This is a genomic window from Allorhizobium sp. GW101-3B10 (genome assembly GCF_059424725.1).
This window is the reverse complement of sequence record NZ_JBWKZR010000001.1, coordinates 3871932-3898590: the sequence shown is the minus strand read 5'-3', so window position 1 is coordinate 3898590 and position 26659 is coordinate 3871932. Positions and strand designations below refer to the sequence as shown.

General features: G+C 64.1%; 24 protein-coding genes and 1 pseudogene. 14 read left to right on the top strand and 11 right to left on the bottom strand.

Translation table 11 applies throughout. The features are described from left to right. Window positions 1-74: 74 nt before the first annotated feature. Together AC07Y0_RS19295 and AC07Y0_RS19290 are read right to left on the bottom strand one after the other, a co-directional pair. Complete coding sequence (locus tag AC07Y0_RS19295) at window positions 75-1364, bottom strand: ABC transporter substrate-binding protein (RefSeq protein ID WP_498679302.1); 1290 nt, start codon at window positions 1362-1364, stop codon at window positions 75-77. A 36-nt stretch (window positions 1365-1400) separates the two neighbouring features. Continuing rightward, window positions 1401-2489, bottom strand: a complete 1089-nt coding sequence (locus AC07Y0_RS19290) for an ABC transporter ATP-binding protein (RefSeq protein WP_498679301.1) — start codon at window positions 2487-2489, stop codon at window positions 1401-1403. A gap of 253 nt (window positions 2490-2742) precedes the next feature. Here AC07Y0_RS19290 and AC07Y0_RS19285 point away from each other — a divergent pair, with 253 nt between their 5' ends. Both AC07Y0_RS19285 and recQ read left to right on the top strand, forming a co-directional pair. Next, entirely contained in the window at window positions 2743-3453 is a 711-nt protein-coding gene (locus AC07Y0_RS19285; RefSeq protein ID WP_498679300.1) for a GntR family transcriptional regulator, read from the top strand. Between the two features lie 154 nt (window positions 3454-3607). Then, a complete protein-coding gene (gene recQ, locus AC07Y0_RS19280) occupies window positions 3608-5467 on the top strand; it encodes a DNA helicase RecQ (RefSeq protein WP_498679299.1) in 1860 nt (619 codons plus the stop codon). Window positions 5468-5523: 56 nt separating this feature from the next. Here recQ and AC07Y0_RS19275 read toward each other — a convergent pair whose 3' ends face one another. Then, window positions 5524-5934 carry an acyl-CoA thioesterase gene (locus tag AC07Y0_RS19275; protein WP_498679298.1) on the bottom strand — a complete coding sequence of 137 codons (411 nt, stop codon included), beginning with the start codon at window positions 5932-5934 and terminating at the stop codon, window positions 5524-5526. Between the two features lie 109 nt (window positions 5935-6043). On the opposite strand from AC07Y0_RS19275, the gene AC07Y0_RS19270 reads away from it, so the two are divergent. Further along, window positions 6044-6997 (top strand): LysR family transcriptional regulator, encoded by a 954-nt coding sequence (locus AC07Y0_RS19270; RefSeq protein ID WP_498679297.1) that lies wholly within the window; start codon window positions 6044-6046, stop codon window positions 6995-6997. Between the two features lie 76 nt (window positions 6998-7073). Here AC07Y0_RS19270 and AC07Y0_RS19265 read toward each other — a convergent pair whose 3' ends face one another. From AC07Y0_RS19265 to AC07Y0_RS19250, 4 genes and pseudogenes are all read right to left on the bottom strand, one after another. Continuing rightward, on the bottom strand, window positions 7074-8102 hold the full coding sequence (locus tag AC07Y0_RS19265; RefSeq protein WP_498679296.1) for a histone deacetylase family protein: 1029 nt from the start codon (window positions 8100-8102) through the stop codon (window positions 7074-7076). 128 nt (window positions 8103-8230) lie between these two features. After that, window positions 8231-9160, bottom strand: coding sequence for a 3,5-dioxohexanoate:acetyl-CoA acetone transferase (gene kce / locus AC07Y0_RS19260; protein WP_498679295.1), 930 nt, complete (start codon window positions 9158-9160; stop codon window positions 8231-8233). A 13-nt stretch (window positions 9161-9173) separates the two neighbouring features. Then, window positions 9174-10817, bottom strand: a complete 1644-nt coding sequence (locus tag AC07Y0_RS19255; protein ID WP_498679294.1) for a N,N-dimethylformamidase beta subunit family domain-containing protein — start codon at window positions 10815-10817, stop codon at window positions 9174-9176. A 15-nt stretch (window positions 10818-10832) separates the two neighbouring features. Next, window positions 10833-11117: pseudogene (locus AC07Y0_RS19250) on the bottom strand (polar amino acid ABC transporter ATP-binding protein); the annotation flags it as partial. A gap of 474 nt (window positions 11118-11591) precedes the next feature. Here AC07Y0_RS19250 and AC07Y0_RS19245 point away from each other — a divergent pair. The 11 genes from AC07Y0_RS19245 to glpK all read left to right on the top strand — a co-directional run bounded on the left by AC07Y0_RS19245 (window position 11592) and on the right by glpK (window position 23139). After that, window positions 11592-12515: a sugar kinase gene (locus AC07Y0_RS19245; protein WP_498679293.1), complete on the top strand. Its 924-nt coding sequence runs from the start codon at window positions 11592-11594 to the stop codon at window positions 12513-12515. A 156-nt stretch (window positions 12516-12671) separates the two neighbouring features. Then, a complete protein-coding gene (locus AC07Y0_RS19240) occupies window positions 12672-12956 on the top strand; it encodes a YARHG domain-containing protein (protein ID WP_498679292.1) in 285 nt (94 codons plus the stop codon). Window positions 12957-13143: 187 nt separating this feature from the next. Continuing rightward, window positions 13144-13935 carry a DeoR/GlpR family DNA-binding transcription regulator gene (locus AC07Y0_RS19235; protein WP_498679291.1) on the top strand — a complete coding sequence of 264 codons (792 nt, stop codon included), beginning with the start codon at window positions 13144-13146 and terminating at the stop codon, window positions 13933-13935. A gap of 106 nt (window positions 13936-14041) precedes the next feature. Then, on the top strand, window positions 14042-15553 hold the full coding sequence (glpD, locus tag AC07Y0_RS19230) for a glycerol-3-phosphate dehydrogenase (RefSeq protein ID WP_498679290.1): 1512 nt from the start codon (window positions 14042-14044) through the stop codon (window positions 15551-15553). A 55-nt stretch (window positions 15554-15608) separates the two neighbouring features. Further along, the gene (locus AC07Y0_RS19225; RefSeq protein ID WP_498679289.1) at window positions 15609-16685 is read left to right on the top strand and encodes an ABC transporter ATP-binding protein; all 1077 of its coding nucleotides are present in this window, start codon (window positions 15609-15611) and stop codon (window positions 16683-16685) included. Between the two features lie 12 nt (window positions 16686-16697). Next, window positions 16698-17768, top strand: coding sequence for an ABC transporter ATP-binding protein (locus AC07Y0_RS19220; RefSeq protein WP_498679288.1), 1071 nt, complete (start codon window positions 16698-16700; stop codon window positions 17766-17768). A gap of 2 nt (window positions 17769-17770) precedes the next feature. Next, complete coding sequence (locus AC07Y0_RS19215; protein ID WP_498679287.1) at window positions 17771-18640, top strand: carbohydrate ABC transporter permease; 870 nt, start codon at window positions 17771-17773, stop codon at window positions 18638-18640. An 11-nt stretch (window positions 18641-18651) separates the two neighbouring features. Next, window positions 18652-19464, top strand: coding sequence for a carbohydrate ABC transporter permease (locus tag AC07Y0_RS19210; RefSeq protein ID WP_498679286.1), 813 nt, complete (start codon window positions 18652-18654; stop codon window positions 19462-19464). 17 nt (window positions 19465-19481) lie between these two features. Beyond that, window positions 19482-19763 carry a DUF2160 domain-containing protein gene (locus AC07Y0_RS19205; RefSeq protein WP_115668935.1) on the top strand — a complete coding sequence of 94 codons (282 nt, stop codon included), beginning with the start codon at window positions 19482-19484 and terminating at the stop codon, window positions 19761-19763. A gap of 80 nt (window positions 19764-19843) precedes the next feature. After that, window positions 19844-21565: an ABC transporter substrate-binding protein gene (locus AC07Y0_RS19200; protein WP_498679285.1), complete on the top strand. Its 1722-nt coding sequence runs from the start codon at window positions 19844-19846 to the stop codon at window positions 21563-21565. 77 nt (window positions 21566-21642) lie between these two features. Further along, entirely contained in the window at window positions 21643-23139 is a 1497-nt protein-coding gene (gene glpK / locus AC07Y0_RS19195) for a glycerol kinase GlpK (RefSeq protein ID WP_498679284.1), read from the top strand. A 49-nt stretch (window positions 23140-23188) separates the two neighbouring features. Here the strand turns inward: glpK and AC07Y0_RS19190 are convergent, their stop codons facing one another. From AC07Y0_RS19190 to AC07Y0_RS19175, 4 genes are read right to left on the bottom strand one after another with little or no spacing between them, the layout of a single operon-like run. After that, on the bottom strand, window positions 23189-23647 hold the full coding sequence (locus AC07Y0_RS19190; protein WP_498679283.1) for an SRPBCC family protein: 459 nt from the start codon (window positions 23645-23647) through the stop codon (window positions 23189-23191). Between the two features lie 18 nt (window positions 23648-23665). Further along, window positions 23666-24499, bottom strand: a complete 834-nt coding sequence (locus AC07Y0_RS19185) for an XdhC family protein (RefSeq protein WP_498679282.1) — start codon at window positions 24497-24499, stop codon at window positions 23666-23668. 11 nt (window positions 24500-24510) lie between these two features. Then, entirely contained in the window at window positions 24511-25716 is a 1206-nt protein-coding gene (locus AC07Y0_RS19180) for a vWA domain-containing protein (protein WP_498679281.1), read from the bottom strand. Then, complete coding sequence (locus AC07Y0_RS19175) at window positions 25713-26591, bottom strand: AAA family ATPase (protein ID WP_498679280.1); 879 nt, start codon at window positions 26589-26591, stop codon at window positions 25713-25715. Before AC07Y0_RS19175 ends, AC07Y0_RS19180 begins: the two co-directional genes overlap by 4 nt. Window positions 26592-26659 lie beyond the last annotated feature (68 nt).

Genomic DNA, 26659 nt, shown 5'->3' with positions numbered 1-26659 from the left:
CCCCCTGCCGGACCTTCTCCCCGTGCGCGGGGAGAAGGAGCAAGCACCTCCCCCTTGAGGGGGAGGGTGGGAAATCAAGCCGCAATGAATTCGTTCCAGCGGCGGACCATGTAGCGGTCTTCGTCCATCACCGAGTTCCAGCAGGCGACCTTGCCCATGCGTTCCTCGAAGGAACCGCCGTCGCGCACCGCGCCCGCCTTTTCCATGACCTTGCCGTCCGGAGCGACGATGTCGCCCTGGGCCGCCTTGCCTTCGATCCAGTAGCCCCATTCGTCTGCGGACATGTGTTCCTTGGCGGTCTCCATCGCGGCGGAATAATAGCCCTGGCGGTTGAGATAGGCGCCGACCCAGCCGGACGTGTACCAGTTGATGTATTCATAGGCCGCATCGAGCTGGGCGCCCGACAGATGCGAGGCAAGGCCGAGACCGCCGCCCCACGAACGGTAACCTTCCTTGAGTGGCTGGTACTTGCAGGCGATGCCCTTGGAGCGAACGGCGGCAACGGCCGGCGACCACATCGACTGGATGACCACTTCGCCGGAGGCCATCAGGTTGACGGATTCGTCGAAGCTCTTCCAGAAGGCGCGGAACTGGCCGTCCTGCTTGGCCTTGATCAGGAAGTCGATCGTGGTGTCGATCTCGGCCTGGGTCATGTTGCCCTTGTCGGCATATTTGATGATGCCCATGGCCTCGCAGATCATCGCGGCATCCATGATGCCGATCGACGGGATGTTGAGGATCGAGGTCTTGCCCTTGAAGGCCGGGTCCATGATGTCGGCCCAGGAGGTGATCTCACGGCCGACCAGGTCCGGACGAATGCCGAGCGTGTCGGCATTGTAGATGGTCGGAACCATGGTGAACCACTGGGTTTCTTCCTTGGCGAAGGTCTTGTCGCCCGGCTTTTCGACGAAGCCGACGGTGTGCGGCGCGGTGCCCTGGGCGATCACGCTGTCGGGCGTCAGCTTGCCGGTTTTGAACAGCGGCACGATCTTGTCGTAAAATTTCAGCTTGGTGACGTCCATCGGCTGGATGACGCCGGCCGGGAAGACCTTCTTCAGGATCCAGTATTCGATGTCGGCAATGTCGTAGGAGTTGGGCTGGGTCACGGCGCGCTGGGCGGCAGCGTCCGAATCGGTTGCGGTCATCTCCAGCGTGATGCCGAGGTCCGCCTTGCACTTCTCGGCGATGGCATTGAGGTTCGAGACGCCGGTGCCGAATTGGCGAAGCGTGATCGGGTTCTGCGCCCAGATCGTCGGGAAACCGGTGATGGCCCCGGAGCCGGCGGCAAGACCGGCTGCGGCGGAAGCGGTCTTCAAAAGCGTACGGCGCGTGACGCCGCTGGTCTTCTTGTTGGCATCGGTCATTGCTGTTCTCCTCTGGTGCTCTTGTTTGAGGTTGGTTCAATGCGGGATGCGGCCGAGAACGATCGCATCATCTGCTCTCCACGAGAGCGGAACGGCATCGCCGACCTTCACCGGGTTGGCGAAGAAATCGGCGTCGCTGAGAATGGCGGTGAAGTCCTCGATGCCGGCGCCCGTCACGGAGAGCTTCACGGACGAGCCGCGATACTCGACATTCGAGACGATGCCGTTGAAGCCGAGGCCTTCGGTTTCGCCTGCGCCGAGGCGCACGTAGTCGGTGCGCACGGCGATATCGACCGGCTCCCCGGCCTCGACCGGCGTACCTTTGGCGGTGAAGCGGCCGCCGCCGGCCACCTCCAGCGTGACGGTGTCGAGCGTGCTCTCGACGGCGCGGCCGGACACGACATTGTGGTCGCCCATGAACCTGGCGACGAAAGCGGTCGCCGGCCGCTCGAAAACGACGCGCGGCGGCGCGGCCTGCTCGATCCGGCCATCATTCATGACGACGATCAGGTCGGCCAGCGCCATCGCCTCTTCCTGGCTGTGCGTCACGTGTACGAAGGTGATGCCGAGCGTCGTCTGCAGCTTCTTCAGCTCGGCGCGCATACGGATTTTCAGGAATGGGTCGAGCGCCGAAAGTGGTTCGTCGAGCAGCAGCGCCTCCGGATCGGTGATCAGCGCGCGGGCGAGCGCAACACGCTGCTGCTGGCCGCCGGACAGCTGCGCGGGCCGACGGCTGGCATAGCCCTCGAGCTGCATCAGCCGGAGCATCTCCATCGCCTTGGTACGCCGCTCCTCCTTTTCGACCCCCTTCATCTTCAGGCTGAAGGCGACGTTGTCGACCAGGTCCAGATGCGGGAACAGGGCATAGGACTGAAACATCATAGCAGTGCCGCGCCGGGCGGGCGGAAGGTCGGTGACGACCGTGTCGCCGAGAAGCACGTCGCCGGAGGAGATGCTCTCGTGACCGGCGATCATTCGAAGCGTCGAAGTCTTGCCGCACCCCGACGGACCGAGCAGGCAGCAATAGGTGCCGGCCGGTATTTTCAGGCTGATCGCATGGACCGCGGTCATCGTGCCATAGACCTTGGAGACGCCTGCGATCTCGATTGTTGCTGCTTTGCTCATGGAGTTTCTCCTGCTTCCACATCAAAGCAGGGATCGTGCCAGTTCGATTCTGGCGCCCTTTGTGCCCATCCGAGGCGGGAAATGAACGGACGGCAAACATGGCATGCATCAATTTCCGCCACGCGCTGCATAAAAAGAATGCGATTGCGCGCGATATAGCCGCATGATTGTATGCAATTTGCCGGCCGATAAGAAACAGAAGGCTTGGCATCTCGACCGCGAACGCGTACAAGACCGAAGATCGGATCGGGCAATGAACATCAACGACAAAATCATCCTGAAGGAGTCCGCGCAGGAGGATCGTACCCTTGTGATCAGGGACGCCTTGCGCAACGCCATTGTCGACCGCCGTCTATCTCCCGGCACCAAGCTGTCGGAGAGCGAGGTCGGCTCTCTGTTCGATGTCAGCCGCACCGTCGCCCGCGCCGCCCTCCAGATGCTGGCCTTCGAAGGTCTGGTGCGCACCGAGCGCAATCGCGGTGCCTTCGTTTCCCATCCGTCGCCGGACGAGGCGCGCCAGGTCTTCGCCTCGCGCCGGCTGATCGAGCCCGGCCTCATCTCCGCGGCCATCGGGCGGATCACCCCGGAAGACATCGCCGCGTTTCGTCAGCAACTCGAAGAAGAGGGCCGCTTCATGAACGAGCGTGGCCCGGCCATGCGGCGCGCCGAGATCAAGGCGTCGGGCGACTTCCACCTGATGCTGGCCTCGGTCGCGGGCAACGCCATCCTGCAGCGGTTCATGGAGGAGCTGGTCGCCCGCTCCTCGCTGGTCATCGCGCTCTATGGCCGATCGGGCGTCTCCAGCTGCGGCCATAGCGAGCATGCGGCCCTGCTCGACGCGCTCGAAAAGGCCGACGAGAAGCGGGCGAGGGACCTGATGCTGCACCACATCGACCATATCGAGGCCGACCTGGACCTTCAGGTCAAGGACGAGATGAGCCTCAAGGACGCGCTCGATCTCTGAGGTCTGTCCTGCCGGTTGATCGGCCCTCCGGCGGGCGCACCGTAGTCGGCTCTGGGGCCTTTTCCTTGCCCATCACCGTGGACTTGTCCGGCCGGCCCTCGCGGTGGCAAGTCGATCCGTGCCATAGTGCGGCGCTGAAATTGAGAGTGATTCCGTGCCGCAGACCGACCGCACCACCGATGCCCTGTTCGACATCAACGAGAGGAAAGATCCGCTCGCGGTGCTGAGAAAGGTCTATGGCTACCCGGCTTTCCGCGGCAAGCAGGCTGCCGTCGTCGAGCAGGTCGTTTCGGGTGGCGATGCGGTGGTGCTGTTTCCCACAGGAGCCGGCAAGTCGCTTTGTTTCCAGATCCCGGCCCTGTGCCGCGAGGGTGTCGGGATCGTCGTGTCGCCGCTGATTGCGCTCATGCGCGATCAGGTCGAAGCGCTGAAACAGCTCGGCGTGCGGGCCGCGGCGCTCAATTCCTCGCTGACCCGCGAAGAATTCGTCGAGGTCCGCCGGGCGATCGGCAACGGCGCTCTCGATCTTCTTTACGTCACGCCGGAGCGCATCGTCACGCCGGGATTCCGGGAGTTGATCGCAGATGCCCGGATAGCGCTCTTTGCCATCGACGAGGCGCATTGCGTCTCCCAGTGGGGCCATGATTTTCGCCCGGAATATCGCGAGCTCGGTCAGCTTGCCGAGCTTTATCCGGGCGTGCCGCGTCTGGCGCTGACGGCAACCGCCGATCCGCACACCCGCGAAGACATTATCGACAAGCTCGGCCTCCGCTCCGCCGAGGTCTTCACTACCTCCTTCGACCGTCCGAACATCGCCTATGAGATCGTCGAGCGCGACCAGCCGCGCCAGCAGCTGCTGCGCTTCCTGTCGCGCCACAAGGGGTCGAGCGGCATCGTCTACTGCTTGTCGCGCGCCAAGGTCGAGGACACGGCCGAATGGCTGAACACCCAAGGGGTGCGGGCGCTCGCCTATCACGCCGGCATGGACCGCGCCGTGCGCGACGCCAACCAGGATGCCTTCCTCAAGGAAGAGGACCTGTGCCTGGTCGCCACTGTCGCCTTCGGCATGGGCATTGACAAGCCGAACGTGCGCTATGTCGCCCATCTCGACCTGCCGGGCTCGGTCGAGGCCTATTATCAGGAGACCGGCCGCGCCGGCCGCGACGGCCTGCCTTCGGATGTCTGGATGGCCTATGGCATGGCCGATGTCATCCAGCGGGGCCGGATGATCGACGAGGGTTCCTCGGGCGACGATATCAAGCGCGTCGAACGGGCCAAGCTCAACGCGCTGCTCGCCATCTGCGAAACCCCCGGCTGCCGGCGGCAAGCGATCCTCGCCCATTTCGGCGAGGCGCATCCCGGCCATTGCGGCAATTGCGATACCTGCCTGAAACCCGTTGAGACCTGGGACGGCACGGATGCGGCGATCAAGGCGCTCGCGGCCATCTACCGCACTGGCGAGCGCTTCGGCACCGGCCACCTGATCGACGTGCTCATCGGCACCGAAAACGAGAAGACCGCCCGCTTCCGCCATGTCGACATGCCGGTCTTCGGCGCCGGCAAGGACATGCCGTCGAAAACCTGGCAATCGGTTTACCGCCAGCTGCTCGCGGCCGGCCTCGTCAGCGTCGATCATTCCGCCTTCGGCGCACTGAAACTGGAACCCGCGGCGCGCGCCGTCTTCAAGCGTGAACGCGAGGTGCGTTTCCGCAAGGATCGCCCGACGACGGGCAAGGCCTCGAGAGGCGCCTCGTCGAGCTCGGCCAATGCAAGGACGGCTCTGGAAGGTTCCGACATGGAGCTGTTCGAGGCCCTGCGCTCGGCGCGCATGGCGATCGCCAAAGAACTCTCGGTTCCGCCCTATGTAGTCTTTCCCGACACCACACTGGTCGCCTTCGCCACCGAACGACCGACGAGCCAGGATGCGCTGCTCTCGATCTCCGGCGTCGGGCAGTCGAAGCTGGAGCGCTATGGCGATGCCTTCCTGGCCGTGATCCGGGCGCACCAGCGCTAGCTTCGCGGCCGACGGCAGCGGGTTTCAAAGCTCGCGTCACCCACAGGAACTCGGCGTCAATCAACGAGACCGGTGGCGCCGTCGACGATGACCTGCGGCAGGGGCAGGGACTGGCGGCCTGCCAGGTCGAAATAGACCGATACGGCGAGAAGCTCGGCGCAAAGCTCGCCGTCGGCCTTGTTGGTCAGGCGGTGATGGGTGGAGAGCGAGGTGCGGCCGACCTTGACGACCGAGCTGTGGATCTCGAACAGGCTGCCGACCGGGAGCTCCTGGCGAAAATCGATCTCGTAGCGACGATCGGCCCAGCCTTCGCGACGCTCCTTGATCCAAGACGCCGAATAGCCCGCCGCGGCCATCAGATGCCACAGGGACTGGTCGAAGGCGGCGATATAGAACTGCACGTTCATGTGGCCCATCGCATCGCATTGAGCGGGGTAGACCACCCCTTGATAGGTCAGGATTGCCATTGCTTGTTCATCCTCCGCTTGTTCGTCCGGCCCAGGCTTCGGCTTTGACGATAAATCAAATCGTGTAATAGCTACAGCCACATGCATTCACTTTGGGAATGATCTGGCGATGGTGGGTCCGCGACGACGTTTCGTTTGGGAATTGGACTGGAACCTGCTGCGAACCTTCATGGTGATCGTGCAGGAAAAGGGGCTGACGGCTGCGGGGGAAAAGCTCTCGCTGAAGCAGCCGACCATCAGCAATGCGCTCAGGCGCCTGGAAATCCACATGGATTGCCGGCTCATCGAGCGCAATGCCTCCCATTTTGCCGTGACGCCGGCCGGCCAGCGCCTGTTCAGCGAGTGCGTCGCCCTGTTCGACATCGTCTCCGGCCTGCCGCAGCACATGGAGGAACAGCCGGGCGACGTGACCGGTCATATCGATATCGCGCTCGCAAGCCATGTGGTCTGCCCCTTCTTCGACGAGGTGCTCGCCGCCTTCCATCGCGCCTTTCCGCAGGTGACGATGTCGATGACGGTCGCGTCCAGCCGGGAGGCCGCAGCGGCGGTCGCCAATCGCGACGCCTGCTTCGGCGTCTGCCTGATGGAAGAGCGTCATCCCAAGCTCGAATACGAAGTCCTCTATCGCGAGGGCTTCGGCTACTTCTGCGGTGTCCGCCACCCGCTGTTCGGCAAGGCCGGCATCGCGCTTTCCGACCTGCGCAACGAGCCCTATGTGTCGTTCAAGACCGACCAGATGTCCGGCGCGCTTTGGCCCGTCGCCCTGCTGCGCCAGCAGGAGGGTTTCGAGGGTGCGACGATCGGCACCTCCTCGCATCTGGAGGAGGTCAAGCGGCTCATCATCGCCGGCTTCGGTTTCGGTCCCCTGCCGATCCATGTCGTCGAGGACGACGTGCGCGCCGGCAGGCTCTGGCGGCTGCCGCCCTACGAGGCGGTGCCGATGGTCGACGTTCATCTCGTCCATGACCGTTCGGCGCGCCGCGGCCGGGCGGAGAGTATTCTCGTCGCCGAACTGCGCCAGGCGATCGCTGCCCGACCGATCGAGACGCGCACCTATCCCTGAGGCGACTCCACGGGGCGGGCGAGGCCTCCTTTCGCCCGGGATGGCGCCGGGGCGGCGATGCCTCCGCCGCGACCGGTCAGCGCGCCTTTGATCCATAGCCGTTGAGAAAGGACGTCAGGTTATCGCCGAGCTCGTCGCAGAGATAACCGCCCTCCTGGACAATGACCGCCGGCCGGCCGAGCCTGGCGATGGCCTCGCCGATCAGCGCAAAGCCCGGTGTCGACACCGAAAGCCCGCCGAAAGGATCCTTTTCGAAGGCGTCGAGCCCGAGCGCGATGACGACCGCATCCGGGCTGAAGGCCTCGACCCGGCGGAGCGCTGCGGACAGGGCTTCCAGATAGGCCGCGTCGTTCGACTTGCGGGCCAGCGGCAGGTTGAAATTGTAGCCGAGACCGAGGCCTTCGCCACGTTCGTCGGCATGGCCCCAGAAGAACGGATAGAAGCGCACCGGATCGGCATGGATCGACACCGTCAGCACGTCGGCCCGCTCGTAGAACACGCCTTGCGTGCCGTTGCCGTGATGCAGGTCGACGTCGATGATCGCCACGCGTTCGGCGAAGCGGCGAAGCCGCTGCGCGGCGATCGCCGAATTGTTGAAGAAGCAGAAGCCGCCGGCGACGTCGCGGAAGGCATGATGGCCCGGCGGGCGGCAGAGCGCGTAGGAGGCGCTCTCGCCCGCCATCACCGCGTCCGCGGCCGAGACCGCGCTCCAGGCGCTCCAGCAGGCGCTGTCCCAGGTCCCTGCCGAGATCGGGCAGGAGGTGTCGGCCATGTGATAGCCCGCCTGGCCGACCGCCGAGGCCGGATAGGTTCCCGTGCGGGCGATCGGATGGATGTTCGGTATCACCTCCTCGGAGGCACCCTCGATGTGCTGCCAGCGCTGGTAGATGCGCTTCAGGAAGTCGAGATATTCCGGCGTGTGGATGGCCGAGATCGGCCCAAGGCCATGATCGATCGGCCGGGCCACGGTGAGGCCCGCGGCGCGGGCGCCCTCGAGCAGCCTCTCGACCCGTTCCGGCTGCTCCGGATTGGGCTGGCGGCCGCCGCTCGACAGGAAGAATTTCGGATCGTGGTGTTTCTGTTCTTCAGCGTAGAAGACTTTCATTCGGTCGACTTCCCTTCGCGGGCGAGGGCTTCGGGCCCTTCACCTCGTATCATCTGCAAGAGCTGGCCGGCGCCGCCTTCGCCACCGGCAAAATCGCGGGCCGCATAGGCTTCACCCGAGGCGGCCTCCTAGAACGCCACGCGGTCGCCGCCCTTGAGGCCGAGCATGGCACGCGCCTCGTCCGGTGTCGCCACGTCGAGCGACAGGCCTTCGAGAATCGAGCGGATCCGCTTGACCTGCGCCGCATTGGACCTAGCAAGTTCCTTGCCGTCGTAAAGGCTGTCTTCCAGGCCGACGCGAACGCTGCCGCCCATGGTCGCGGCCATGGTGATCATCGGCATCTGGTGGCGGCCGGCGGCGAGCACCGAGAAGCGATAGTCTTCGCCGAACAGCTTGTCGGCAATGCGCTTCATGTGGACGAGGTTTTCCGGGTCGGCGCCGATGCCGCCGAGAACGCCGAAGACGAACTGGATGAACAATGGCCCGGAGACCAGCCCGCGGTCGCGGAAATGGGCGAGCGTATAGAGGTGGCCGACGTCATAGCACTCGAACTCGAAGCGCGTGCCGCAGCCTTCGCCCAGCCGCTTCAGGATCGCCTCGATGTCGGCGAAGGTGTTCTTGAACAGCGTGCTGCGGGTCGCTTCGAGCAGTTGCGGTTCCCATTCGTGCTGCCATTCGCGCGGCCGGTCGAGCGCCGGGTAAAGGCCGAAATTCATCGATCCCATGTTGAGCGAGCACATTTCCGGCTCGGCCGCGATGGCCGCTTCCAGCCGGTCGTCGAGCGTCATCAGCGACGAGCCGCCGGTCGAGATGTTGATGACAGCATCGCAGGCCTGCTTGATCACCGGCAGGAAGCGCATGAAGACGGCCGGATCGGCGGTCGGTCGTCCGTTTTCGGGATCCCGGGCGTGCAGATGCAGGATCGAGGCGCCGGCCTCGGCGGCTTCGATCGATTGCGCTGCAATGTCTTCCGGCCTGTAGGGCAGGTGCGGCGACATGGACGGCGTGTGGACCGAGCCGGTAACGGCGCAGGTGATGATGACTTTCTTCGATTTCATGATGTCCACGTGGTCAGTTGGAGGAGCCAAGGGCGCGGCTGAGCACATTGTGCGTCACCTTCTCGACCATGGCGTCGGAACGCAGCAGCCCGGTCACCCATTCGCAGGTGCCGGCGTGGAAGACCTCGCCTTCACCCTTGCGGAAGCTGACGATCATGCCGTTGCTGTAGCGGACCTTTTCGAGGTTTTCGTCGCTCGCCTCGCCGTAGAGCGTCTCGGCGATGAACCGGCCGTCCTCGTCGCCGAAGAAGCGGTCTTCGGGCGCCAGCACGTCGTTTTCCTCGACCGAGCTTGCCATGCCGAGCGCCAGGATCTCGAGGCCTGCCGGCGCGCCGCTGGCGGCGGTCGGATAGGGCCGGCCGTAGCGGATCTCGTAGTCCAGCCCATCGACCTCGTAGCCGTAGATGTGGCTTTCGGCGCCGAGCAGGTCGCCATAGAACAGGCCGGTGCCGGCAAAGGCCCAGTGTTCCGGGCGGCAGATCGGAAAACCGCGCGCGCCGCGCGGCGAACATCCGCCCCAGCCGGCATAGACGCCATTGGTGGAATTGAGACCGAAGGTCATGGCTCCCGGGCGACCGATTTCCGGCGCTTCCCAGCTGTTGGTGGCGCGCGTCAGGTCGCCGGTCTGGTAGACGGGGTCTTCGGCGCGGGCCCGGTACTTGTAGCAGACCTGGGCGCGCCCATCGTCTTCCAGCCGCGTCTGCCACATGAAGTTGCCGGCGAAGCGCGCGGCAAAGCCGCCACGCTCGATGAAGTGATCGACGGTGTCGCGCATTTCCCAGGTCCAGTATTCGTCGTGGCCGACGAAGACGACGCAGTCATAGCCGTCCAGCAGTTCCGGATGGAACTGCAGTTCGTGCTGGCTGGCGAGATCGATGCCGTAGCCGGCGCTCTCCGCCCAGCGGAAGAAATGGCTGTCATAGCTCGCCCAGCCGGAGGACGCGTATTTCTTCGAATGGCCCGTCGCATAGGCCCATTCCATGTGCGGATAACGCGGCACGGTTCCCGGCGGCAGGCCGACCTCGACCGGCACGCGCGGCGCATCCTTCGGCAGCACCACGAAGCCGCGGCACCACGGGCGCTGCGTGCTGACGCGCGTCGCATACTGGTCCCGGTTCGCCCCGGTGATCCCCTGGTAGTGGTTCGAGCCGCCCCAGGTATTGTAAGCCGTCCAGGTGCCGGTCGCGGCGACCTGCAGGATGCGGCACGGCCTTACGCCGACCGCAGGACACAGGATGAAGAGGTGGTGGCTCTCGATCGGCTGTCCGTCGCGCCTCTCGGCGGTCAGCGTCAGCTTGTAGGCGCCGGACGCCCAGTCGGACGGGATGCGGAAACGGTGGCTCGGCTTCCAGCCGCAGCCCTCGACGGAGCACTGGTCCGGCGTCTCCTGCCAGAAGGTGGGGATGCCGCAAAGCGACAGCGCATGCTCTTCGCTTGCGCCGTCACGCACGATCTCGATATCGCAGAACGGAGCCGTCGAACTGATGAATAGAGTCACTTCGTCGCCGGGATGGTAGGAGAACCGGTTCGAATAGCACCAGATCTCGCCGCGCTCGCCGTCCATGCCGGGATATTCATAGTAATGCCCTCTCACGGCCTCGCGGCGCTGTGCCTGCGTCAGGCCGAAGTCGGGGAACTGATCTCTTGCCATGGTCATTCGTCTCGTCTCCTGTCAGGCATTGAGAAACTTCCGGAGGAATGTGCGCGTCCGTTCCTGCTTCGGCTGCGCGAACAGCGCATCGGGCGTTCCTTCCTCGATCACGATGCCGTCGGCCATGAACAGCACACGGTCGGCAACTTCCGCGGCGAAACGCATTTCGTGGGTGACGATCGCCATCGTCATGTGCTCCCTCGCCAGCTGTTTCATCACCAGGTTGACCTCGTCCACCAGTTCCGGGACGAGCTCGGGCCTGTCGGAAGCGGCCACGGACGGCAGTACGGCCACGGCAATCGCAAGGCCGGCAGCGGGCGCGCACGACAAAATGGCTTTCAACATGATCGTTGCCCCTATCTGGTCAGCGCGACCGCCTGCCTCAAGCAAGACGATTGGCCATCAACAGGAAGGATCTCCCGACATTATGCATCAATCAAATAGATAGAGGAAATAACAAGCATAGTTTCAGGGAATGATGGCACTCATCCGTGGGGGTAGCTGCGTCGAGCGCATTCGCCGGCCGGCCGGGGGGCGATCACTTGGGCCCCGGCCTCGTCCGGCCGACGCTGCGTCCAGCCCATTTGCCTTTGCCGTCGGCGCCCGGATGCGCTATTGCCTCGACGCTCCCATGCGGGCGAGGCCCATGCCCTGCGTGATCCCTGATCCGGGGAAATCGCGTTCGCACCGGTGAGCTTATGACACCGGGAGGTCAGTCAGGCTCCCGGCCGCATGCCTGAAACGCGGCATGGAGGACGTGGTCGCGGAGGAGGTGAATGGATGAGTGAAAAGCTGTTTCTCGCGATCGGCGAGGCCATGGTTGAACTGTCGCAGGCCGAGGGCGGCCTGTGGCGCATGGGCTTTGCCGGCGATACGCTCAACACCGCCTGGTACGTGCGGGCCTGCCTGCCGTCGGACTGGCGGGTGTCCTTCTTCACCCGGCTGGGAACGGACCCGTTTTCCGAGCGCATGCTCGAATTCCTCGGGTCGAACGACATCGACACGCAATTCATCGCCCGCGACCCGGACCGCACGGTCGGTCTCTACTCGATCGAGCTTCACGACGGTGAGCGCAGCTTTTCCTATTGGCGCGGCCAGTCCGCTGCCCGCCGGCTGGCCGACGACGATGCCGCGCTCGAAGCCGCAATCGACGTGGCCGACGTGGTCTATTTCTCCGGGATCACACTCGCCATCCTCGAGCCGGACCGTCGGGCAGCTCTGCTGCGTCTCGTCGGCAAGGCACGCGCCGAGGGCAAGCTGACGGTATTCGACCCGAATATTCGGCAACGCCTCTGGGAAAATGCCGAGGCGATGCGCACCTGCCTCACGGACGCGGCGGCGACGGCGGCGATCGCGCTGCCCAGCTTCGATGACGAGGCGTCGGTTTTCGGCGACGCCGACCTCGAGGACTGTGCCGCACGGTGGCTGAAGTCGGGCGCCGGCGAAGTGGTGGTGAAGAATGGCGGCGGTCCCGTTGCCGTCTCCATGCCGGGCGGCGCGATCAAGGTCCTGACCTTTGAAAGTGTCAAGCCGCTCGACAGCACGGGAGCGGGCGATTCCTTCAACGGCGGATATCTCGCAGCCCGTCTCGGCGGTGTCGCGCCCGATGAGGCCGCCAGACAAGGCCATGCGGTCGCGGCCCGCGTTGTCCGGCATCCCGGCGCCCTCATGCCGCGCGACCAGATCGCACCCACACGCCGGTAACCGCGAGGTCTGCGTCATCCCTCACGACAGGGGCGGTGATTGGTCCTCCGCCCCCTGTCTCCGGGGCCGCGAGTCCCAATAATGATCTTGACATGAGTCAATTGCGCTTCGCGGCCCTGTGCTAGATTGGTGGCGTGGAAACAGGAGGACTTCGACGTGGGGCATTTGAGGATACTGATCGCTGCGATCATCACCGTCGTTCCGATGATGCTCGCCATGGGAGCCGCCGCGCCGGCGGCGGCGCAGAGCGGGATGACCTGCGAACAGTTGTGGTATGAACGGAACGCCATCTATGCGGCCAAGGGCTTCTGCTTCAAGACACAGCGCGCGCGCAACGTCTTCGGTCGCGCCTGCTTTCCGCCCTACGGCAAGTTGACGCCGGCTGAACAGCGCCGCGTCAACAATATCGAGCAGTGGGAAGTCTATCAGGGCTGTCGTTGAGTTCGCGCCACCGGCAGTTTCGAAATCCAGATCGGCGGGGGCCTCTCCCCGGGTCGCCAGATGGCGGTCCGGGGAGTTTCTTGGCGGTTAAGCGCGACCGAGGCGCAATTGCGTCGCGACCAGGTGAGCCTATTGCCGGACTTTCATTTTTCCCTAGGATGAAAGAAAACGAAAAGGGGAGGTGCGGATGCTGTTTACCAGCCGTCAGGTGGAAATCATGGCTCTCGCCAAGGCGGAGGGCCGCGTGCTGGTCGATGAGCTGGCGACACGGTTCGCCGTCACGCCGCAGACCATCCGCAAGGATCTGAATGACCTCTGCGACGGCAAGGCCCTGACGCGCATTCATGGCGGTGCGATCTTTCCGAGCGGCAACGAGAACGTCAAATACGAGGCGCGCCGTTCGATCGCCGCACCGGAGAAACAGGCGATCGGCCGCGCCGCGGCGGCCCTCATCCCCGACAATTCCTCGCTGTTCATCAATATCGGCACGACGACCGAGGCCGTCGGGGAGGCCTTGGTCGATCATCGCGAATTGATGGTGATCACCAACAATATCAATGTCGCCAATCGCTTGCGAGTGTTCCCCTCGATCGAGGTGGTGATTGCTGGCGGGGTGGTTCGCGGATCGGACGGCGGTATCGTCGGCGAGGCGGCGGTCGATTTCATCCGCCAATTCAAGGTCGATTTCGCCGTCATCGGCGTTTCGGCGATCGACGAGGACGGCGCGCTTCTCGACTTCGACTATCGGGAGGTCAAGGTGGCCCAGGCGATCATCGCCAATGCCCGCCACGTCATCCTGGTATCGGACGCCTCCAAGTTCGAACGCACGGCTCCGGTGCGCATCGGCCATATTTCCCAGGTCCATACCTTCATCACCGACCATTGTCCCGTCGATGCGATTCGGCGGATCTGTGCCGAAAGCGACGTGCATCTGGTGGAAACGCAAAGCCAGCAGGGTGACATGGACGAAAGCCGCTAGTTTTTCGCTAATCTTCGTTTGACATTCGATTCGCTTTCAATTTAGATGCCTTGACTTTCGCAATTGCTCTAAATTGTGCAATGCGAAAAGGAGGAGCGGGGAGCGAATGTCGGTCGAGACGGTTTTCGACATCTTTGTCATCGGTGGCGGCATCAACGGCTGCGGCATCGCGCGTGATGCGGTCGGTCGCGGCTACTCCGTGGCACTCGCCGAAATGAACGACTTCGCCTCGGGCACGTCCTCCGGTGCCACCAAGCTGATCCATGGCGGCCTTCGCTATCTCGAATACTATGAGTTTCGCCTGGTGCGCGAGGCGCTGATGGAGCGCGAAGTGCTGTGGGCCATGGCGCCGCACGTCATCTGGCCGCTGCGCTTCGTCCTGCCCTTCCAGAAGGGCGGCGTGCGCCCGGCCTGGCTGATCCGGCTCGGCCTCTTCCTTTATGACCATCTCGGCGGCCGCAAGCTTCTGCCAGCGACCAAGACGCTGGACCTCCGCCGCGACCCGGCGGGAAAGCCGCTGAAGCCGGTGTTTTCCAAGGCTTTCGAATATTCCGACGGCTGGGTCGACGATGCCCGCATGGTGGTTCTGAATGCCCGGGATGCGGCTGATCGCGGAGCGACGATCCTGAGCCGGACCCGGGTCACCTCGGCCCGCCGCGAGAACGGGCTTTGGACCGTCACGGTGCGAGACCAGGCGACCGGCCAGACGCAGAGCTTGAAGGCGCGCATGCTGGTCAATGCCGCCGGTCCCTGGGTCGACCAGGTGCTTTCCGGCGCCTTCGGATGCAACAATGTCCACAATGTGCGGCTCGTCCAGGGCAGCCATATCGTGGTGAAGAAGAAGTTTTCCGACAAGCGCGCCTATTTCTTCCAGAACCCGGACAATCGCATCATTTTCGCCATTCCCTACGAGAATGATTTCACGCTGATCGGCACGACGGATCGTGACTATACGGACGATCCGAAAAATGTGAAAATAAGCGAAGAGGAAATCGCGTATCTCTGCAACGCAGCCAGCGAATATTTTGCAGAACCGGTGAAGAAGGACGACATCGTCTGGAGCTATTCGGCCGTGCGCCCGCTTTATGACGACGGCGCCTCGAAGGCCCAGGAAGCGACGCGCGACTACGTGCTGAAGCTCGACCGCCAGGCGGAGGAAGCGCCGCTTCTCAACGTCTTCGGCGGCAAGCTGACCACCTATCGGCGGCTGGCGGAGAATGCGCTGGAGAAGATCGGCGAGGCGATCGGCGCCAAGGGAAGCGCATGGACGGCGAAGAGCAGACTGCCGGGCGGTAATTTCGAAGCGACGGCCTATGCGGCAGAAGTCGATGGCTTGCTCAAGGCGCATCTGTTTCTCGATCGCGGCCATGCGGAGCGGCTGGTCCGCTGCTACGGCACCGATGCCAGGACCATTCTGTCCGGCGCTGCCCGCGCCGAGGACATGGGAAGGCATTTCGGCGGCTCGCTCTACGAATGCGAGGTCCGCTGGCTGATCGAGCGGGAATGGGCCTGCAGCGCGGAAGACGTGCTGTGGCGCCGCACCAAGCAGGGTTTGTTCCTGACGGCCGATGAGGCCGCGGAACTGGAGACATACATGGCAGTCGCGGTCGCCCGCTAAGGGTCAGGCGCCTGCTGGAAGATAGCCGACGGTTCGGAGGAGGCCCGAGGAATAGATGCTTGAATTGCGCAATGTCTCGAAGATGGTTGCCGGCGAATATCATATTCGCCCGACCGATCTCGTCTTGCAGCGAGGGTCGCTGAACGTCCTGCTGGGGCCGACGCTCTCCGGCAAGACCTCGCTGATGCGCTTGATGGCCGGTCTGGACAAGCCGACCGGTGGGTCGATCCATTTCGACGGCGTGGACGTCACCGGCGTGCCGGTGCAGAAGCGCAATGTCGCCATGGTCTATCAGCAGTTCATCAACTATCCGGCGTTGACCGTTTACGAGAACATCGCCTCGCCGATGCGGATCGCCGGCAAGGATTCCGCGACCATCGACCGCGAGGTGAAGAAGGCCGCCGAGCTTCTGCGGCTGACACCCTATCTCGACCGCACGCCGCTCAACCTTTCCGGCGGCCAGCAGCAGCGCACGGCACTGGCGCGCGCCATCGTCAAGAACGCCAATCTCGTGCTGCTCGACGAACCGCTCGCCAACCTCGATTACAAGCTGCGCGAAGAACTGCGCGAGGAACTGCCGAAGATCTTCGCCCAGTCCGGCGCGATCTTCGTCTATGCCACGACCGAACCGTCCGAAGCGCTGCTGCTCGGAGGCAATACCGCGACTTTGAGCCAGGGCGCGGTCACGCAGTTCGGCGAAACCATCCAGGTCTATCGTCACCCGCTCGATCTCCTGACCGCGCGCACTTTCGCCGATCCGCCGCTCAATACGATCGATCTGGTGAAGTCCGGCGGTCAGTTCCTGCTCGCCGGCCGGCCAATCCTGCCGGTGCCGGCGCATCTGGCCGCCATTGCCGACGGTCCGGTGACGATCGGCTTCCAGCCGCATCACCTTTATCTCAAGCGCAACGACCATGCGACGACCGCGCTTTCGGCCACGACGCTGGTGTCGGAAATCGCCGGTTCGGAGAGTTTCATCCACCTGCACTTCGCCGGCGCGCGCTGGGTCATGCTGGCCCACGGCATCCACGACATCGATCCGGATCACGAGCTCGAAGTCTTCATCGATACGCGCCACCTGATGGCGTTCGGCTCCGACGGGCGCGCGCTCGTCGACGTCGCCGCGGCGTAAGGGGAAGAGACCATGGCACGCATCAATCTCGATCATATCCGCCACGCCTACAGCCCCAAGGCCAAGGCCGCCGGCGATTACGCGCTGAAGGAAGTCCATCACGAATGGGCCGACGGCGGCGCCTATGCCCTGCTGGGTCCATCCGGCTGCGGCAAGACCACGCTGCTCAATATCATTTCCGGGCTCATTCATCCCTCGGACGGCCGGATCCTGTTCGACGGCGTGGATGTCACCGCGCTGTCGACCGAGGCGCGCAACATCGCCCAGGTGTTCCAGTTCCCGGTCGTCTACGACACCATGACGGTCTACGACAATCTCGCCTTCCCGCTGCGCAACCGCCATGTGCCGGAAGCGGAAGTTGATCGCCGGGTGAAGGAAATCCTCGAGATGACCGATCTCGCCGGCATGGCCGGCAGGCGCGCGCAGGGGCTCACCGCCGACCAGAAGCAGAAGATCTCGCTCGGCCGCGGCCTCGTCCGCTCCGACGTCAACGCGATCCTGTTCGACGAGCCGCTGACCGTCATCGACCCGCACATGAAGTGGGTTCTGCGCTCGCAGCTGAAGCGGTTGCACCGCCAGTCGGGCTTCACCATGGTCTACGTCACCCATGACCAGACCGAAGCGCTGACCTTCGCCGACAAGGTCGTCGTCATGTATGACGGCGAGATCGTCCAGATCGGCACGCCCGCCGAACTGTTCGAGCGTCCGAGCCACACCTTCGTCGGCTATTTCATCGGCTCGCCGGGCATGAATTTCATGCCGGCCGCAGTGAACGGATCCACGGCCGTGGTCGGCGAGCAGACCATTGCGCTGAGCGGAGCGCCGACATTGGCCAAGGGCGCCAGGATCGAGCTCGGCATCCGGCCGGAATTCGTCCGCCTCGGCCGCGAGGGCATGCCGGTCACGATCACCAAGGTCGAGGATACCGGCCGCCAGAAGATCGTCCGGACCCTGTTCTGCGGTAATCCGCTGTCGATCGTCGCGCCCGAGGACACCGAGATCCCCAGCGAGGCACGTGTCACTTTCGAAGCCCAGGCGATCGGCATCTATGCCGACAGCTGGCGCGTCGGGCAGGAGGGCTGATCATGGAAAAGACCTTCAACAACAAGGCCTGGTTCCTGGTCCTTCCGGTTCTCCTGCTGGTGGCCTTCTCGGCCGTCATCCCGCTGATGACCGTGGTCAACTATTCGGTGCAGGACACTTTCGGCAACAACGAATTCTTCTGGGCCGGCACCGACTGGTTCACGGACATGCTGTCTTCCGACCGCTTCTGGAACGCGCTCGGCCGCAACCTGATCTTCTCCATGGTGATCCTCGCCATCGAGGTGCCGCTCGGAATCCTGATCGCCCTCAACATGCCGAAAAAGGGGCTGGGCGTGCCCGTCTGCCTCGTGCTGATGGCACTGCCGCTGCTCATTCCGTGGAACGTGGTCGGCACGATTTGGCAGGTCTTCGGCCGCGTCGACATCGGTTTCCTCGGCCACTACCTGACCGTCCTCGGCATCGACTACAACTATACGCAGGATCCGGTCGACGCCTGGGTGACGGTCATCGTCATGGACGTCTGGCACTGGACGAGCCTCGTCGTGCTGCTGTGCTATGCCGGCCTCGTCTCCATCCCGGATGCCTATTACCAGGCCGCCAAGATCGACGGCGCCTCGCGCTTCTCGGTGTTCCGCTACATCCAACTGCCGAAGATGAAGCGCGTGCTTCTGATCGCCGTGCTTCTGCGCTTCATGGACTCCTTCATGATCTATACCGAGCCCTTCGTCGTCACCGGCGGCGGCCCGGGCAATTCGACGACCTTCCTGTCCATCGATCTGGTCAAGATGGCGGTCGGCCAGTTCGATCTGGGCCCGGCGGCTGCCATGTCGATCATCTACTTCCTGATCATCCTGCTCATGTCGTGGGTCTTCTACACGGTCATGACCAGCCATGACGCCCAGGCCAAGTGAGGGACACGAAGATGAACCATGACAAGAGCCGCTTCTCCTTCCTGATCCCGACGATCTACATCCTCTTCCTGCTCCTGCCGATCTACTGGCTGGTCAACATGAGCTTCAAGGAAAACAACGAGATCCTCGGGGCCTTCTCGCTGTTTCCGCAGAACCCGACGCTCCGGAACTACATGGTGATCTTCACCGACCCGTCCTGGTACAAGGGTTATATCAACTCGATCATCTACGTGGTGATGAACACGGTGATCTCGGTCGCGGCGGCCCTGCCGGCGGCCTATGCCTTCTCGCGCTACCGGTTCCTCGGCGACAAGCACCTGTTCTTCTGGCTCTTGACCAACCGCATGGCGCCGCCGGCCGTGTTCGCGCTGCCCTTCTTCCAGCTCTATTCCGCCTTCGGCCTGATCGACACCCACATCGCCGTGGCTCTGGCACACTGCCTGTTCAACGTGCCGCTGGCGGTCTGGATTCTCGAAGGCTTCATGTCGGGCGTGCCGAAGGAGATCGACGAGACGGCCTATATCGACGGCTATTCCTTCCCGCGCTTTTTCGTGAAGATCTTTATGCCGCTGATCGCGAGCGGGATCGGTGTCGCCGCCTTCTTCTGCTTCATGTTCTCCTGGGTCGAACTGCTGATCGCCCGTACGCTGACCACGACCGACGCCAAGCCGATCGCCGCCATCATGACGCGCACGGTCTCGGCCTCGGGCATGGACTGGGGCGTACTGGCCGCCGCCGGCGTGCTCACCATCATCCCGGGCGCGCTCGTCATCTATTTCGTCCGCAACTACATCGCCAAGGGCTTTGCCCTGGGCCGCGTCTAAGGAAAGGGGGGCTCAAGATGGACTTCTCGTGGATGGCATGGACGCTGCCGACGGCGCTGTTCTTCATCGGCATCTTCACGCTGATTGCCTGCATGGCGGTCTGGGAATATTTCTCGCCGGGCGGCAATCCGCGCATCGGCGTCTTGCGGTTCGAGACGACGCGAGGCGATCGCCTGTTCATCTCGCTGCTCGGCTCCGCATTCATTCATCTCGCATGGTTGGGGCTGGGAGGTCCGAACCTGTGGTGGGCTCTTGCCTTGTCGGTGGTCTACGCGATCGGCGTATTCCGTTTCGTCTGAGGCTTGAAAAACGGATGGCGGTCAGCTCCGCCATCCCGGACTACGAAGAGACTGCAATCGCAACCTTTGGGAGGAAAATCATGCGAAAGCACCTTTTGACGACGACCGCAGCCATGCTGCTGGCGATGACCGGCTCCGCCTTTGCCGGAATGGATGAGGCCAAACAGTTCCTGGACAAGGAGGTCGGTGACCTTTCGACGCTGTCCCGCGCCGACCAGGAAAAGGAAATGCAGTGGTTCGTCGATGCCGCGAAGCCTTTCGCCGGCATGGAAATCAAGGTGGTGTCGGAAACCATCACCACGCACGAATACGAATCCAAGGTTCTGGCCCCGGCCTTCGAAGCCATCACCGGCATCAAGATCACCCATGATTTGATTGGCGAAGGCGACGTCGTCGAAAAGCTGCAGACGCAGATGCAGTCGGGCGAAAACGTCTACGACGCCTATGTCAACGACTCGGACCTGATCGGCACCCATTGGCGCTACCAGCAGGCCCGCTCGCTCACCAAGTGGATGGCAAACGAAGGCAAGGACGTCACCAATCCGGGCCTCGACCTCGACGACTTCATCGGCATGAAGTTCACCACCGCTCCGGACGGCGACCTCTACCAGCTGCCCGACCAGCAGTTCGCCAACCTCTACTGGTTCCGGTACGACTGGTTCAACGACGAAAAGAACAAGGCCGACTTCAAGGCGAAGTACGGCTACGACCTCGGCGTTCCGGTCAACTGGTCGGCTTACGAGGACATCGCCGAATTCTTCACCGGTCGCGAGATCGACGGCAAGAAGGTTTTCGGTCACATGGACTACGGCAAGAAGGACCCGTCGCTCGGCTGGCGCTTCACCGATGCCTGGCTCTCCATGGCCGGCAACGGCGACAAGGGCCTGCCGAACGGTCTGCCGGTCGACGAATGGGGCATCAAGGTTGACGAGAACTCCCGTCCGGTCGGCTCCTGCGTTGCCCGTGGCGGCGACACCAACGGCCCCGCTTCGGTCTACGCCATCCAGAAGTACCTCGACTGGTTGAAGGCCTATGCACCGGCATCCGCCCAGGGCATGACCTTCTCGGAATCCGGTCCGGTTCCGTCGCAGGGCGAGATCGCCCAGCAGATGTTCATGTACACCGCCTTCACCGCCGACCTCGTGAAGGACGGCCTGCCGGTGGTCAACGCGGACGGCACGCCGAAGTGGCGCTTCGCTCCGAGCCCGCATGGTGTCTACTGGAAGGACGGCATGAAGCTCGGTTACCAGGACGTAGGCTCCTGGACGCTGCTGAAGTCCACCCCTGACGATCGCGCCAAGGCAGCCTGGCTCTATGCCCAGTTCGTCACCTCCAAGACGATCGACGTCAAGAAGAGCCATGTCGGCCTGACCCTCATCCGCGAGTCGTCGATCCAGCATCCGAGCTTCACCGAGCGCGCTCCGAAGCTTGGCGGTCTGATCGAGTTCTACCGTTCGCCGGCCCGCGTCCAGTGGTCGCCGACCGGCACCAACGTTCCGGACTATCCGAAGCTGGCCCAGCTGTGGTGGCAGGCGATCGGCGACGCATCCTCGGGTGCGAAGTCGGCGCAGGAAGCCATGGACTCGCTGTGCGCCGAGCAGGAAAAGGTGCTGCAGCGCCTGGAACGTGCCGGCGTTCAGGGTGACATCGGCCCGAAGCTCGCCGAGGAAAAGACCCTCGAAGAGTGGAATGCCGATGCTGTTGCCAAGGGCAACCTTGCGCCGCAGTTGAAGGTCGAGAACGAGAAGGAAAAGCCGATGACCGTCAACTACGACGAACTGGTCAAGAGCTGGCAGAAGTAATCTTCCCTCGTTAGCATGGCAAAGGACCGGGGCGCGAAACACGCGCCCCGGTCTTCATCCAAGGAGACGAAAGCCCGATGAGCGGATATATTCTGGCAATCGACCAGGGAACCACATCGACCCGGTCCATGGTGTTCGACCAGGACATGCAGATCGTCGGGGTCGCCCAGCAGGAATTCACCCAGTTCTTCCCCGATTCAGGCTGGGTCGAGCACGATGCCGAGGAAATCTGGCAGAGCGTGATTTCGACCACCCGCATGGCGGTCGCCAAGGCGGGGATCACGCTGCGCGACATCACTGCGATCGGCATCACCAACCAGCGCGAAACCGCCGTGGTCTGGGACCGCAAGACCGGCGAACCGCTGCATCGCGCCATCGTCTGGCAGGACCGCCGCACCGCCCGTTTCTGCGAGGAGCTGAAGGCCAAGGGCCTGGAGCCGCTCTTCACCACCAAGACCGGCCTGCTGCTCGATCCGTATTTTTCCGGCACCAAGCTCGCCTGGATGCTGAATTCCGTTGAAGGGCTGCGCGCCCGCGCCGAAAGGGGCGAGGTCTGCTTCGGCACGGTCGATAGCTGGCTCATCTTCCGGATGACGGCCGGCCGCGTACACGCGACCGACGCCACCAATGCCTCGCGCACGCTGATCTACGACATCGGCGAAAACCGCTTCGACGACGAGCTTCTCGACATCCTCGCCATCCCGCGCGCCATGCTGCCCGAGGTCAAGGACTGCGCCGACGATTTCGGCGTGACCGATCCGGAGGTCTTCGGCGCCGAAATCCCGATCCTCGGCGTTGCAGGCGACCAGCAGGCGGCCGTGATCGGCAATGCCTGTTTCGAACCCGGAATGATGAAGTCGACTTACGGCACGGGGTGTTTTGCGCTCCTGAACACCGGAACCGACCGCGTCGCATCCTCCAACCGGCTGCTGACGACGATCGCCTATCGGCTGAACGGCGTGACGACCTATGCGCTGGAGGGCTCGATCTTCATTGCCGGTGCTGCCGTGCAATGGCTGCGCGACAGCCTGGGTTTCATCGGCAGTTCGGCCGAAACAGACGGCCTGGCCGCCAAGGCCGATCCGCACCAGCGCGTCTATCTCGTGCCCGCCTTCACCGGTCTCGGCGCGCCCTATTGGGATGCCGAGGCCCGCGGCGCGATGTTCGGCATGACCCGCAACACCGGCCCCGCCGAGTTCGCCCGCGCCGTGCTCGAAAGCGTTGCCTACCAGACCTATGATCTGCTCGAGGCGATGAAGAAGGACTGGGAGGGCGCGAGCGACAAGACCGTGCTGCGTGTCGACGGCGGCATGGTCGCGTCGAACTGGACCATGCAGCGTCTCGCCGACATCCTGGCCGCACCGGTCGACCGTCCGCAGATCCTCGAGACCACGGTTCTCGGTGCCGCCTGGCTCGCCGGCTCCCGCGCCGGCATCTGGCCGGACCAGAAGGGCTTTTCCGAGCATTGGAAGCGCGATCGCCGCTTCGAGCCGGGCATGGACGACTCGGAGCGCCGGCTGGCGGTCGCCGGATGGCACGATTGCGTCGCGCGCTGCCTTACGAAACGCGATTGAGAATCGCGCGCCGCAAAGGCTCGAAGGCCACCGCGGCGCGCCAACCCGCTCAGGCGGCAGCGACCGAATTGCCGACCAGCTGGCCGAACTTGGCGAAGAACTCGCCCGCCAACTTCTTCGAGGTCGAATCGATCAGCCGGCTGCCCAGCTGGGCGATCTTACCGCCGACCTCGGCCTTCACCGTGTAGGTGAGGATCGTCGCATCCGGCCCTTCGGCTGCAAGCGACACGTCGGCGCCGCCCTTGGCAAAGCCGGCAAGCCCGCCTTTTCCCTCTCCGGCAATGGTATAGGAATGCGGCGGGTTGAGGTTCTGCAGCTCGACCGCACCCTCGAACTTCGCCTTGATCGGCCCGACCTTCAGCACGACCTTGGCCGTCATGGTGGTGTCGGAGGTCTTGTCCAGGCTCTCGCAGCCGGGGATCGCCTGGCGCAGGATCTCCGGGTCGTTCAAGGCCTGCCAGACGGTCTCCACCGGTGCTTCGATCCGTTCGCTGCCACTCATGTCCATGATATGCTTCCTCTTCCCTTAAGCCCGTTGTGCCGTTTCGCCGCGCTGGCCGCGACGACGGATCGAAATGATTTCCGCGAGTACCGAGAGCGCGATCTCCTCCGGGGTGATCGCGCCGAGATCGAGCCCGGCCGGCCCCTTGACCCGATGGAGGGCGGTGGGTTCGACGCCGGCCTCGGCAAGCTCCTGCTTCAGCGCCGCCATCTTCCGATGGCTGCCGACGAAGCCGATATAGTCGGCCTTGGCGGCGATGGCGGCCTTGAGCGCCGCCTCGTCGCCCCGCCCTTGCGTCGAGACGACGAGATAACGTTCGCCCCTGGTCTCGGGCTCGATGGCGAAACCATCGACGAGATGGTCCACGTCCGGCGCCTCGCCGAGATCGTCCGCAGGCGCCGCCAGCGTCACGTTGAAGCCGAGCGGGTGGGCCTGCGCCGCGAGCGCCAGGGCCACCGGGCTTGCCCCGAACACGATGAGAGACGGTCGTGGCAGCACCGGCTCGACGAAAACGTCCATGGTCCCCTGGCTCGGGCACATGTTGCGGGCGAACTGTACGCCGCCGCGCGCTTCGCCGGGCTTCACGCCGAGATCGGCCAGCAGGTCGCCGGGCTGGATCGAAACGAGCCGCGCCTTGCCGTCGCGCAGCGACTGGGTCGCCGCCCGCAGCACCGCGCCGCGGGCGCAGCCGCCGCCGATCCAGCCGGCGGCGATCGTACCGTCCGGCCGGATGATCGCCTTTGCCCCGGCCTTCGCCGCCGTCACGGAGACCGTCCTGACCACGGTGGCCAGCACGAAGGCCTCTTCCGACGATTTGAGTTTCGCCATGAGATCCATCACATCGACATGTATGGTCATGCTCGCCTCCTTCACAATCTGGCCAGATAGGGTTCGAGCGCCGCGAGGCTCTCCAGCGAATGGGCCGGCGCATGAAGATCGACATGCGGCAGGGCGGCCTTGATGCCGGCGGCCTCCGGTGCATAGCCGTCCCAGCCCATCATCGGATTGAGCCAGACGATCCGCCGGCAGCGTCGGCCGAGCGCTGCCATCTCCGCGCCGAGCTTTGCCGCGTCGCCGGTCTCGTAGCCGTCGGACACGATCATCACGCAGGTGCGCGAATGGATGACGCGGGCGGCGTGGTGACGGTTGAACGTGGCAAGGCAGTCGCCGATCCGCGTCCCGCCGCCGGACCCTTGCGCCATCATCGACAGCCGGTCGAGCGCACGCGCCGGATCGCGCTCCTTCATCGCGTCGGAGACATGCGCGAGATGCGTGTGGAACAGGAAGGCCTCGGCCTCGCGAAAATTGTCGAGAACGCCATGGATGAAGCGCAGGAAGACGCCGGTATACATGCTCATCGATCCGGATGCGTCGAGCAGCAGCACCAGCCGCAGCGGCTTCTGGCGGCGCTCGCGCATGACCAGCGACACCGGCACTCCGCCATGGCCGATATTGCGGTGGATCGTGCGGCGCAGGTCTATGCGATAGCCGTGTCTGCGGGCCAGGTCGCGCCGCGTCAGGCGGGCCTGCATGGCGCGCGCCAACTGGGCGGCGACGGCATGGGCGCGCTCGATCTCTTCCGGGTTGGCAAGCTTGCGGAAATCGGTCCTGGCAATGTTCTCGATGACCGAGGCGCCTTCCATCCGGCCTTCGCCGGACTGGTCCGCGCCGTCTTGGTCGGAGAAGGGGACCTGGTCGGTCGCCTCGCTGCCTTGATGCGATGCCTGTGAGGCCTGCAGGCCCTTGAGCGCGGGATTGGCGGACGGCGCCGGCGAACCGGAGACGACGGAGCGTCCGCGCACCCGTTTGGCCAGCCAGAAGGCGTCGAACAATCCGTCGAACCGCTGCCATTCGCTCTTGCGGGCGCAGAACAGCTGCTTGAAGGCCTGCCGCATCAGCGATGGACGGGCCGCATAGCCCGCCGCCATCAGCGCGGCCGCATCCTTGCCCTCGGAGAGCCCGACGGCGAAGGCATTGTCGCGCAGCGTCTTGAGAAAAGCCACGAGCTTCTCCGACACCAGCCCGGAGACGGCGTCCATTTCGTCCTGGTTCATCGGCTGGCCGCAACAGCTCATGCGACCCTCCCGAGCAGGCGTTCGGTGACCTCGCGGCTGATCCGTGTCCGGTCCTCGCGGGTCTTCAGCAGGCAGAGCAGCGTGTCGTGCAAAGCCTCCGGATCGTCGTGCAGGTCGCGGAGATTCAGGCCCACCAGCGCTGCCGCCCAGTCGAGTGTTTCGGCCACGCCCGGAACCTTCCGCAGATCCTCCTTGCGGATCGCCTCGACCATCCGGGCGATCTGCAGCGCCAGCGAGGCGCCGATGCCGGTGAGATGCGCCATGATGATGCGCGCCTCGCGGTCGGGCTCGGGATAGTCGACATAGTGATAGAGGCAGCGGCGGCGCAGCGCATCGGAAAGCTCGCGCGTCCCGTTCGAGGTCAGCACCACATGCGGGATGGTCGTCGCTGGGATCGTGCCGAGTTCGGGAATGGAGACCTGGAACTCGGAGAGCACCTCCAGCAGGAAGGCCTCGAACTCCTCGTCGGCCCGGTCCACTTCGTCGATCAGCAGGACCGGCGCCTTCGGCTGGCGGATCGCCGCCAGCAGCGGCCGTTCCAGCAGGTATTTTCCCGAAAAGATCTCGTCCTCGATCTCGACCGCGCCCCGGCCCTGATGCGCCTGGATCGCCAGCAATTGCCGCTGGTAGTTCCATTCGTAGAGCGCCGCCGACTGGTCGAGCCCCTCATAACATTGCAGCCGGATGAGCCTGGTGTCGTAGAGGTCGGCAAGGGCAGCCGCCACTGCCGTCTTGCCCACGCCGGCCTCGCCCTCGAGCAGCAGGGGCCGCTTGAGAAAGGTCATGAGCGAAATCGCCGTCGCCAGCTCGCCGTCGGCGATATAGCCGACCCTGGAAAGTCCTGATGCGATTTCATCGCGGTTGAGCTTGCTCATGGTTCGTATCGCTTCTTTCGACGGTCACAGAACGCACGGCCTGACTGCCGGCTTGCCCCACAGGACGG

What these genes read in the sequence shown, in the direction of transcription:
- AC07Y0_RS19295 (WP_498679302.1), bottom strand. Translation starts at nt 1,364, where the DNA reads ATGACCGATGCCAACAAGAAGACCAGCGGCGTCACGCGCCGTACGCTT.
- AC07Y0_RS19290 (WP_498679301.1), bottom strand. Translation starts at nt 2,489, where the DNA reads ATGAGCAAAGCAGCAACAATCGAGATCGCAGGCGTCTCCAAGGTCTAT.
- AC07Y0_RS19285 (WP_498679300.1), top strand. Translation starts at nt 2,743, where the DNA reads ATGAACATCAACGACAAAATCATCCTGAAGGAGTCCGCGCAGGAGGAT.
- AC07Y0_RS19275 (WP_498679298.1), bottom strand. Translation starts at nt 5,934, where the DNA reads ATGGCAATCCTGACCTATCAAGGGGTGGTCTACCCCGCTCAATGCGAT.
- AC07Y0_RS19270 (WP_498679297.1), top strand. Translation starts at nt 6,044, where the DNA reads ATGGTGGGTCCGCGACGACGTTTCGTTTGGGAATTGGACTGGAACCTG.
- AC07Y0_RS19265 (WP_498679296.1), bottom strand. Translation starts at nt 8,102, where the DNA reads ATGAAAGTCTTCTACGCTGAAGAACAGAAACACCACGATCCGAAATTC.
- kce (WP_498679295.1), bottom strand. Translation starts at nt 9,160, where the DNA reads ATGAAATCGAAGAAAGTCATCATCACCTGCGCCGTTACCGGCTCGGTC.
- AC07Y0_RS19255 (WP_498679294.1), bottom strand. Translation starts at nt 10,817, where the DNA reads ATGACCATGGCAAGAGATCAGTTCCCCGACTTCGGCCTGACGCAGGCA.
- AC07Y0_RS19245 (WP_498679293.1), top strand. Translation starts at nt 11,592, where the DNA reads ATGAGTGAAAAGCTGTTTCTCGCGATCGGCGAGGCCATGGTTGAACTG.
- AC07Y0_RS19235 (WP_498679291.1), top strand. Translation starts at nt 13,144, where the DNA reads ATGCTGTTTACCAGCCGTCAGGTGGAAATCATGGCTCTCGCCAAGGCG.
- glpD (WP_498679290.1), top strand. Translation starts at nt 14,042, where the DNA reads ATGTCGGTCGAGACGGTTTTCGACATCTTTGTCATCGGTGGCGGCATC.
- AC07Y0_RS19225 (WP_498679289.1), top strand. Translation starts at nt 15,609, where the DNA reads ATGCTTGAATTGCGCAATGTCTCGAAGATGGTTGCCGGCGAATATCAT.
- AC07Y0_RS19220 (WP_498679288.1), top strand. Translation starts at nt 16,698, where the DNA reads ATGGCACGCATCAATCTCGATCATATCCGCCACGCCTACAGCCCCAAG.
- AC07Y0_RS19215 (WP_498679287.1), top strand. Translation starts at nt 17,771, where the DNA reads ATGGAAAAGACCTTCAACAACAAGGCCTGGTTCCTGGTCCTTCCGGTT.
- AC07Y0_RS19210 (WP_498679286.1), top strand. Translation starts at nt 18,652, where the DNA reads ATGAACCATGACAAGAGCCGCTTCTCCTTCCTGATCCCGACGATCTAC.
- AC07Y0_RS19205 (WP_115668935.1), top strand. Translation starts at nt 19,482, where the DNA reads ATGGACTTCTCGTGGATGGCATGGACGCTGCCGACGGCGCTGTTCTTC.
- AC07Y0_RS19200 (WP_498679285.1), top strand. Translation starts at nt 19,844, where the DNA reads ATGCGAAAGCACCTTTTGACGACGACCGCAGCCATGCTGCTGGCGATG.
- glpK (WP_498679284.1), top strand. Translation starts at nt 21,643, where the DNA reads ATGAGCGGATATATTCTGGCAATCGACCAGGGAACCACATCGACCCGG.
- AC07Y0_RS19190 (WP_498679283.1), bottom strand. Translation starts at nt 23,647, where the DNA reads ATGGACATGAGTGGCAGCGAACGGATCGAAGCACCGGTGGAGACCGTC.
- AC07Y0_RS19185 (WP_498679282.1), bottom strand. Translation starts at nt 24,499, where the DNA reads ATGACCATACATGTCGATGTGATGGATCTCATGGCGAAACTCAAATCG.
- AC07Y0_RS19180 (WP_498679281.1), bottom strand. Translation starts at nt 25,716, where the DNA reads ATGAGCTGTTGCGGCCAGCCGATGAACCAGGACGAAATGGACGCCGTC.
- AC07Y0_RS19175 (WP_498679280.1), bottom strand. Translation starts at nt 26,591, where the DNA reads ATGAGCAAGCTCAACCGCGATGAAATCGCATCAGGACTTTCCAGGGTC.